Origin of the sequence: Enterobacter cloacae complex sp. P17RS, assembly GCF_014895885.1 — a bacterium.
In the GTDB taxonomy this organism is placed as follows: Bacteria; Pseudomonadota; Gammaproteobacteria; order Enterobacterales; family Enterobacteriaceae; genus Enterobacter; species Enterobacter bugandensis.
The window spans coordinates 406175-413774 of record NZ_JADBQK010000006.1; the positions used below are offsets into that span (position 1 = coordinate 406175).

At 55.9% G+C, this 7600-nt stretch carries 7 protein-coding genes and 1 tRNA gene; 6 read left to right on the forward strand and 2 right to left on the reverse strand.

Annotated elements, in window-relative coordinates; translation table 11 throughout:
- Window positions 1-66: 66 nt before the first annotated feature.
- The 5 genes from aspA to IM265_RS07540 all read left to right on the forward strand — a co-directional run bounded on the left by aspA (window position 67) and on the right by IM265_RS07540 (window position 5667).
- Window positions 67-1503 (forward strand): aspartate ammonia-lyase, encoded by a 1437-nt coding sequence (aspA, locus tag IM265_RS07520; protein ID WP_003855923.1) that lies wholly within the window; start codon window positions 67-69, stop codon window positions 1501-1503.
- A gap of 116 nt (window positions 1504-1619) precedes the next feature.
- Entirely contained in the window at window positions 1620-2921 is a 1302-nt protein-coding gene (locus IM265_RS07525; protein WP_008502949.1) for an anaerobic C4-dicarboxylate transporter, read from the forward strand.
- Between the two features lie 112 nt (window positions 2922-3033).
- On the forward strand, window positions 3034-3357 hold the full coding sequence (gene cutA, locus IM265_RS07530; RefSeq protein WP_014168278.1) for a divalent cation tolerance protein CutA: 324 nt from the start codon (window positions 3034-3036) through the stop codon (window positions 3355-3357).
- Window positions 3333-5042 (forward strand): protein-disulfide reductase DsbD, encoded by a 1710-nt coding sequence (locus IM265_RS07535; RefSeq protein ID WP_193030055.1) that lies wholly within the window; start codon window positions 3333-3335, stop codon window positions 5040-5042. Before cutA ends, IM265_RS07535 begins: the two co-directional genes overlap by 25 nt.
- 49 nt (window positions 5043-5091) lie before the next feature.
- Complete coding sequence (locus tag IM265_RS07540) at window positions 5092-5667, forward strand: transcriptional regulator (RefSeq protein ID WP_028015225.1); 576 nt, start codon at window positions 5092-5094, stop codon at window positions 5665-5667.
- Here the strand turns inward: IM265_RS07540 and IM265_RS07545 are convergent.
- Window positions 5664-6254 (reverse strand): LysE family translocator, encoded by a 591-nt coding sequence (locus IM265_RS07545; RefSeq protein WP_193030053.1) that lies wholly within the window; start codon window positions 6252-6254, stop codon window positions 5664-5666. The two genes, IM265_RS07540 and IM265_RS07545, sit on opposite strands and share 4 nt — an antisense overlap.
- Window positions 6255-6291: 37 nt before the next feature.
- Complete coding sequence (locus tag IM265_RS07550; protein WP_041911503.1) at window positions 6292-7137, reverse strand: AraC family transcriptional regulator; 846 nt, start codon at window positions 7135-7137, stop codon at window positions 6292-6294.
- Between the two features lie 168 nt (window positions 7138-7305).
- On the opposite strand from IM265_RS07550, the gene IM265_RS07555 reads away from it, so the two are divergent.
- Window positions 7306-7381, forward strand: a tRNA-Phe gene (locus IM265_RS07555).
- The last annotated feature ends 219 nt before the right edge of the window (window positions 7382-7600 follow it).

The following is a 7600-nucleotide window of genomic DNA, read 5'->3' on the forward strand; positions in this document are numbered from 1 at the left end:
TATTCAAAACCACATATATGTTGTGTGTTTAGTACAATCCATCGGCAGCTTGAAAAGAAGGTTCACATGTTAAACAACATTCGTATCGAAGAAGACTTGTTGGGTACCAGGGAAGTTCCAGCGGATGCCTACTATGGTGTTCACACTCTGAGAGCGATTGAAAACTTCTACATCAGCAACAGCAAAATCAGCGATATCCCTGAGTTTGTCCGTGGCATGGTGATGGTGAAGAAAGCCGCAGCGCTGGCGAACAAAGAGCTGCAAACCATTCCTAAAAGCGCGGCAAATGCGATTATCGCTGCCTGCGATGAAGTGCTGAACAACGGCAAATGCATGGACCAGTTCCCGGTTGACGTCTATCAGGGCGGCGCGGGTACCTCCGTCAACATGAATACCAACGAAGTACTGGCAAACATCGGCCTTGAGCTGATGGGCCACCAGAAAGGTGAATACCAGTACCTCAACCCGAACGACCACGTTAACAAATGCCAGTCCACCAACGACGCCTACCCAACCGGCTTCCGTATCGCGGTGTATGCCTCCGTGGTCAAACTGGTCGACGCGATCAACCAGCTGGGCGATGGCTTCCAGCGTAAGGCCGTTGAGTTCCAGGACATTCTGAAAATGGGCCGTACCCAGCTGCAGGACGCGGTGCCAATGACCCTCGGTCAGGAATTCCACGCGTTTAACGTGCTGCTGAACGAAGAGACCAAAAACCTGCTGCGCACCTCCGAGCTGCTGCTGGAAGTGAACCTGGGCGCAACCGCCATCGGTACGCGTCTGAACACCCCGGATGGCTATCAGCAGTTGGCGGTTCAGAAGCTGGCGGAAGTGTCTAACCTGCCGGTGGTGCCTGCGGAAGACCTGATTGAAGCCACATCCGACTGCGGCGCGTACGTAATGGTACACAGCGCCCTGAAACGTCTGGCGGTGAAACTGTCCAAAATCTGTAATGACCTGCGCCTGCTCTCCTCCGGCCCGCGCGCTGGCCTGAACGAAATCAACCTGCCAGAGTTGCAGGCGGGTTCTTCCATTATGCCAGCCAAAGTTAACCCGGTAGTGCCAGAAGTGGTGAACCAGGTTTGCTTCAAGGTGATTGGTAACGACACCACCGTGACCATGGCCTCCGAAGCCGGTCAGCTGCAGCTGAACGTGATGGAGCCGGTGATTGGCCAGGCGATGTTTGAATCCATTCACATCCTGACTAACGCCTGCTACAACCTGCTGGAAAAATGCATTAACGGCATCACCGCGAATAAAGAAGTCTGTGAAGGCTATGTTTATAACTCCATCGGGATCGTTACTTATCTCAACCCGTTCATCGGCCACCACAACGGTGACATCGTTGGTAAGATTTGCGCCGAAACCGGTAAGAGCGTGCGTGAAGTCGTGCTGGAGCGTGGACTGTTGACCGAAGCCGAGCTGGACGATATCTTCTCGGCCCAGAACCTGATGCATCCGGCATATAAAGCGAAACGATATACCGATGAAAGCGAACAGTAACAGTTCAGGCTAGGCTTCCGAAAGGCACGTCACTTGTGACGTGCCTTTTTTCTTTTTAGGCGTTACCTAAATACAACAATTCAATATCAACTTGTTAATAAGCAAGGCAGGTCTTTATGTTTGGAGCAGAACTCGTCATCGTCCTGTTGGCGATTTATTTGGGCGCGCGGCTCGGGGGTATCGGCATTGGTTTTGCCGGCGGTCTCGGGGTGCTCGTACTTACCCTTATCTTTCAGATTAAACCCGGCGCAATCCCTTTTGACGTTATCGAAATCATCATGGCGGTTATTGCCGCTATTGCGGCCATGCAGGTGGCAGGCGGTATGGACTACCTGGTGAGCCTGGCGGAGCGCATGCTGCGCCGCCATCCGAAATACATCACCTTCCTTGCCCCGCTGGTGACCTGGTTTATGACCATTCTCGCGGGAACCGGCCACACGGCGTTCTCCACGCTGCCGGTGATCACCGAGGTGGCAAAAGAACAGGGGATTCGCCCGTCTCGTCCGCTTTCTATTGCCGTGGTTGCGTCGCAGATTGCGATCACCGCGTCGCCAATCTCAGCCGCCGTAGTCTTCTTCGCGGGTATCCTTGAGCCGATGGGCGTGAGCTACCTGACGCTGCTGGCGATCTGTATTCCGGTCACGCTGATTGCGGTGATGATTACCGCCGTGCTGTGTAACTTCCTGGGTGCCGAGCTGAAAGACGATCCGGTTTACCAGGAGCGTCTGGCAAAAGGTGAAGTGAGCCTGCGCGGTAGCCAGGTCTTCGAGCTGAAGCCACACGCGAAACGCTCCGTGCTGCTGTTCCTGATCGGTATCGTCGCCGTGATGTTCTACGCGACCGCCATCAGCGACACCGTGGGGCTGATCCAGAACCCGGTGCTGCCGCGTAACGAAGCGATTGTGGTATTCATGCTGACCATCGCCACGCTGATTAGCATCACCTGTAAAATCGACACCAGCGAAGTGCTGAACGCCAGCACCTTCAAATCCGGTATGAGCGCCTGCGTGTGCGTACTGGGCGTGGCGTGGCTCGGAGACACCTTCGTGAAAGCGCACATCAGCGACATCCAGACCGTTGCCGGCGACCTGCTGCACAACTACCCGTGGCTGCTGGCGGTGGTACTGTTCTTTGCCGCGACGCTGCTTTACTCTCAGGCTGCCACCACCAAAGCGCTGATGCCTGCGGCACTGATGCTGGGCGTGACGCCGCTGACGGCGATTGCCTCTTTTGCGGCCGTTTCCGCCCTGTTCGTGCTACCAACCTACCCAACCCTGCTGGCCGCGGTTGAGATGGATGACACCGGCTCAACCCGCATCGGTAAGTACGTGTTTAACCACGCGTTCCTGATCCCGGGCGTGGTGGCGATTACGCTTTGCGTCGTCCTCGGCTTTATCATCGGTGGCATTGTGCTGTAAACGGTTAGCCGTTGTAAAAATAGTTAAAATCGGGCCGCTCTGCGGCCCGTTTCATTAATGACCAATCGCATGGCGTGATATAGTGAAGACTTTCGTGATGAGGAGGTCGACTGTGAACACGCCTGATGCTGTTGTCGTACTTTGTACCGCCCCTGATGAAGCCTCTGCCCAGGATCTCGCCGCCAAAGTGCTGGCCGAAAAACTGGCTGCCTGCGTCACGCTGCTCCCCGGCGCGACCTCCCTTTATTACTGGGAAGGCAAGCTGGAGCAGGAGTATGAAGTCCAGATGTTGCTCAAAACCAATCTGGCGAATCAGCAGGCGCTCCTTGACTGCCTCAAGTCTCATCATCCTTATCAAACCCCGGAGCTGCTGGTGCTGCCAGTGGTCCACGGCGATAACGACTATCTCTCATGGCTCAACGCTTCTTTACGCTGATCCTGCTGCTGTGCAGCACGTCAGTATTTGCCGGTTTGTTTGACGCGCCCGGCCGTTCGAACTTCATTCCCGCCGACCAGGCGTTCATTTTCGACTTTCAGCAAAACCAGCACGATCTCAATCTGACCTGGCAGGTGAAAGAGGGTTACTACCTCTACCGCAAGCAGGTCAGCATCACGCCGGCAAAGGCTAACGTTGGCGCATTGCAGATGCCCGCTGGCGAATGGCATGAGGACGAGTTCTACGGTAAAAGTGAAATTTATCGCCAGCGCTTAAGCGTGCCCGTCACGGTGAATCAGGCGGATAAAGATGCCACGCTGACGGTTACGTATCAGGGCTGTGCCGACGCGGGCTTCTGCTACCCCCCTGAAACGAAGGTCGTTCCGCTTAATGAAGTTAAAGCGGCGGCCTCCCCTCTCCCCTCAGGGGAGAGGGCAAGGATGAGGGATGAAGGCGAAGCCGAAGCTGCTTCTGCTCTGCCGTTCTCAGCACTTTGGGCCTTACTGATTGGTATCGGCATTGCCTTTACCCCTTGTGTCCTGCCGATGTACCCGCTTATCTCCGGGATTGTACTGGGCGGCACACAGCGTCTTTCTACCGCCCGGGCGCTGCTCCTGGCCTTTATTTATGTGCAGGGCATGGCGCTCACCTATACCGCGCTCGGCCTCGTGGTCGCCGCGGCCGGACTGCAGTTCCAGGCAGCGCTTCAGCACCCTTACGTGCTAATCGGCCTGTCAGCCGTATTTATTCTGCTGGCGCTGTCGATGTTTGGCCTGTTCACGCTTCAGCTGCCCTCTTCGCTGCAAACCCGCTTAACGCTGATGAGCAATCGCCAGCAGGGTGGCTCTGCGGGCGGCGTGTTCGCAATGGGCGCCATCGCCGGGTTGATTTGTTCCCCCTGCACTACAGCACCGCTGAGCGCTATCCTGCTGTACATCGCCCAGAGCGGTAATATGTGGCTCGGCGGGGGTACGCTGTATCTTTACGCGCTGGGGATGGGCCTGCCGCTGATTCTGGTGACGGTGTTTGGCAACCGCCTACTGCCGAAGAGCGGCCCGTGGATGGAGACGGTGAAAACCGCGTTCGGCTTTGTCATCCTGGCGCTCCCGGTGTTCCTGCTGGAGCGCATCATGGGTGACGCGTGGGGTTTGCGCCTGTGGGCCATGCTCGGCGTGGCGTTCTTCTCTTGGGCGTTTATCGTCAGCCTGGGGGCAAAAAAAGCGTGGATGCGTCTGGTGCAAATTCTCCTGCTCGCCGCCGCGTTGGTGAGCGTGCGCCCGCTTCAGGATTGGGCGTTCGGCTCGCCTGTGGGCCAGACGCAGGCACATTTAAACTTTATACACGTTAAGAACGTCGATGAGCTCAACAGCGCGCTGGCGCAGGCAAAAGGCAAACCGGTGATGCTCGACCTCTATGCCGACTGGTGTGTTGCCTGCAAAGAGTTTGAAAAATACACCTTTAGCGATCCTCAGGTGCAAAATGCCCTGAAAGAGACGGTACTCCTTCAGGCAAACGTCACAGCCAACAATGCGCAGGATAAGGCCCTGCTTAAACACCTTACCGTACTCGGGCTGCCAACCATTCTGTTCTTCAATGAGCAGGGGGAAGAGCTGCCAGAACAGCGTGTAACCGGGTTTATGGACGCACCGGCATTCAGCGCGCATTTGCGCAATCGCCAACCGTAAACAACACTTTAGACGGGACATACCGTTGGGAATAGCGGAGGAGATAACCGTGCAACGCGAAGACGTACTGGGACAAGCCCTGCAACTACTTGAGATTCAAGGGATCGCCAGCACCACGCTTGAGATGGTAGCCGACCGTATCGATTACCCTCTGGATGAGCTTAAGCGCTTCTGGCCGGATAAAGAGGCGCTGCTTTATGATGCCCTACGCTATCTTAGCCAGCAGGTGGATATCTGGCGCAGGCAGCTAATGTTGAATGAAGAGCTGACCGCTGAGCAAAAACTGTTAGCGCGCTACACCGCCCTGACAGAGTGCGTCAGCAACAATCGTTATCCAGGCTGCCTGTTTATTGCTGCCTGTACGTTTTATCCCGATCCTGGCCATCCAATACACCAGCTGGCGGATCAGCAAAAACGTGCGGCGCATGACTTCACCCACGAACTGCTGACAACGCTTGAAGTGGATGACCCGGCAATGGTCGCTAAGCAGATGGAGCTCGTACTGGAGGGTTGCCTGAGCCGCATGCTGGTGAACCGTAGCCAGGCCGATGTGGATACGGCGCACCGCCTGGCGGAAGACATTCTGCGCTTTGCCCAGTGTCGTATGGGCGGGGCGTTAACCTAGACCAGCATGCCCGCCCAGGCGGAGACGAGCAGACATAGCGCCATCATGCGCTGAAACCGCACCATCGCCACGGTGGTGCGAAACACCCGGTTTACCGCCTTCCCCAGCCACGCCCAGCACATCAGGCACATCACAGAAATCAGTAAGAACCATAGCGCCATCAGCGCAATATCTCTTAACGGATGAATGCTCGCGGGAGCAAAAAGACTCACTACTGCCAGCGCCATCATCCACGTTTTCGGATTCACCATCTGCAGCAGCGCTGCGGCTTGCGCGGTGAAGCGATGAGGCGTCTTCTCAGAGAGATTCGCCGCAGGCGCCCGATACAGTTGCCAGCTCATCCAGGTTAGCCACAGCACGCCCGCCCAACTCATTGCCTGGCGTATCAGAGGAAACTGACGCAGCACCTCCCCGGCGCCGGCCCCCGATATCAGCACAATCAGACTCGCCGTAATACATCCACCCAAAATGGCGGGAATGGTATTTTTAACACCAAAGTGCTGGCTGTTAGTGAGAACGAGGATATTCGTCGGGCCGGGCGTTATCGACGCGACAAAGGCAAACAGCAGATAAGGCATCAGACTCACAGATGGCTCCTTTTTTGTTAGAGCCATTACTGTGCCGCTATTTTCTGGAAACGTCTGGAAGGTTTGTGCACAACCGGCGGTAGTGGGCAGGGGAAATGCGGTATGCACGCTGGAACCAGCGTCCCAGATGGCTTTGGTCGGCAAAACCGAGCGCTGTAGCCACATTAACAGGCTGTTCGCCATGCGCCAGCAGCTGTCGCGCCTTTGCCAGACGCAGTTGAATAAGCCAGGCGTGCGGTGCCAGGTTGAACTCGCGCTTAAAACAGCGCGTCAGCGTAAAGCGATCCGTGCCCGTCTCGCGCGCAAGGTCTGACAACCCCACGTTCTCGCCGATATGCGCATAAAGATAGTCGCGTGCGCGGTGCGCCACGGCAGCGCTCTGTAGCTGCGACGGGAGTTTCTTACGCCAGTGGCAATGGGAGGTGATCTGAGAGAGCAGCTTATCCATTGTGCTCTGCTGAACAATTTTCATCTCATCGCTATGCAACGCGTTAAACGTCTCGCCGATAGAACGGACCAGCTGAGGTTCTCGCGTTAGCGTTTGAGCAAAGTGAAGCGAGTAGCGATCCGGCGTGGCTTCATATAATCCACGGAGGGTACGCGTCAGCCACTGCTCGTCAAGATAGAAGGTGAGATAGGTAAAGCCTCCTTCCACAGGCGCGTCGCCGTCGTGAATTTCGCCCGGCTCCAGTAAGAACGCATCACCAGGATGGCTGCGGTGGCGTTCGCGACGACAGTGGAACTGCTGGGTGCCTGAAAGGGTAATCCCGACCAGATAACTATCGTGCCAGTGGGGATCGAAGGCATGGCCTTCGAAGTGCGCTTTAATCGTTTCAATGCCGGTATCCGCATGCTGACGGAGCTCAAGCCAGTCGTTTGCCATACTGCCCTCCTGTTGTCATCAGCATTGCCGCACGGCCCGGTATTGTCTGGAAGATTTGTGCATTTTCACGGTGAAAACGTACAGATTGCCGCAAACTTAAGCAGTTGAACAGCTTTTCCTGAAATAATGTTGACGATAAGGCGCGATTGCGGTTTAATGCGCTCCGTTGCCCGGATAGCTCAGTCGGTAGAGCAGGGGATTGAAAATCCCCGTGTCCTTGGTTCGATTCCGAGTCCGGGCACCACTATTTAAAGAACCCAGCCTATGGCTGGGTTTTTGCTTTTCTGCGTTTATCAAAACCTTACCTTATTTTTACTCCTGTATCTCTTCCCGGTAAGATCGTGCGGTTAGCATTTCCCGGTGGCACTGCGCTTACCGGGCCTGCAAAACCTGTAGGCCGGATAAGGCGAAGCCGCCATCCGGCATTTTCCGGCGCACAAAGCAAAAAACCCCGCACCTTACG

Coding starts and splice junctions, on each gene's coding strand:
- IM265_RS07550 (WP_041911503.1), bottom strand. CDS start 7,137: ATGGCAAACGACTGGCTTGAGCTCCGTCAGCATGCGGATACCGGCATT.
- aspA (WP_003855923.1), top strand. CDS start 67: ATGTTAAACAACATTCGTATCGAAGAAGACTTGTTGGGTACCAGGGAA.
- IM265_RS07535 (WP_193030055.1), top strand. CDS start 3,333: ATGGCTCAACGCTTCTTTACGCTGATCCTGCTGCTGTGCAGCACGTCA.
- IM265_RS07525 (WP_008502949.1), top strand. CDS start 1,620: ATGTTTGGAGCAGAACTCGTCATCGTCCTGTTGGCGATTTATTTGGGC.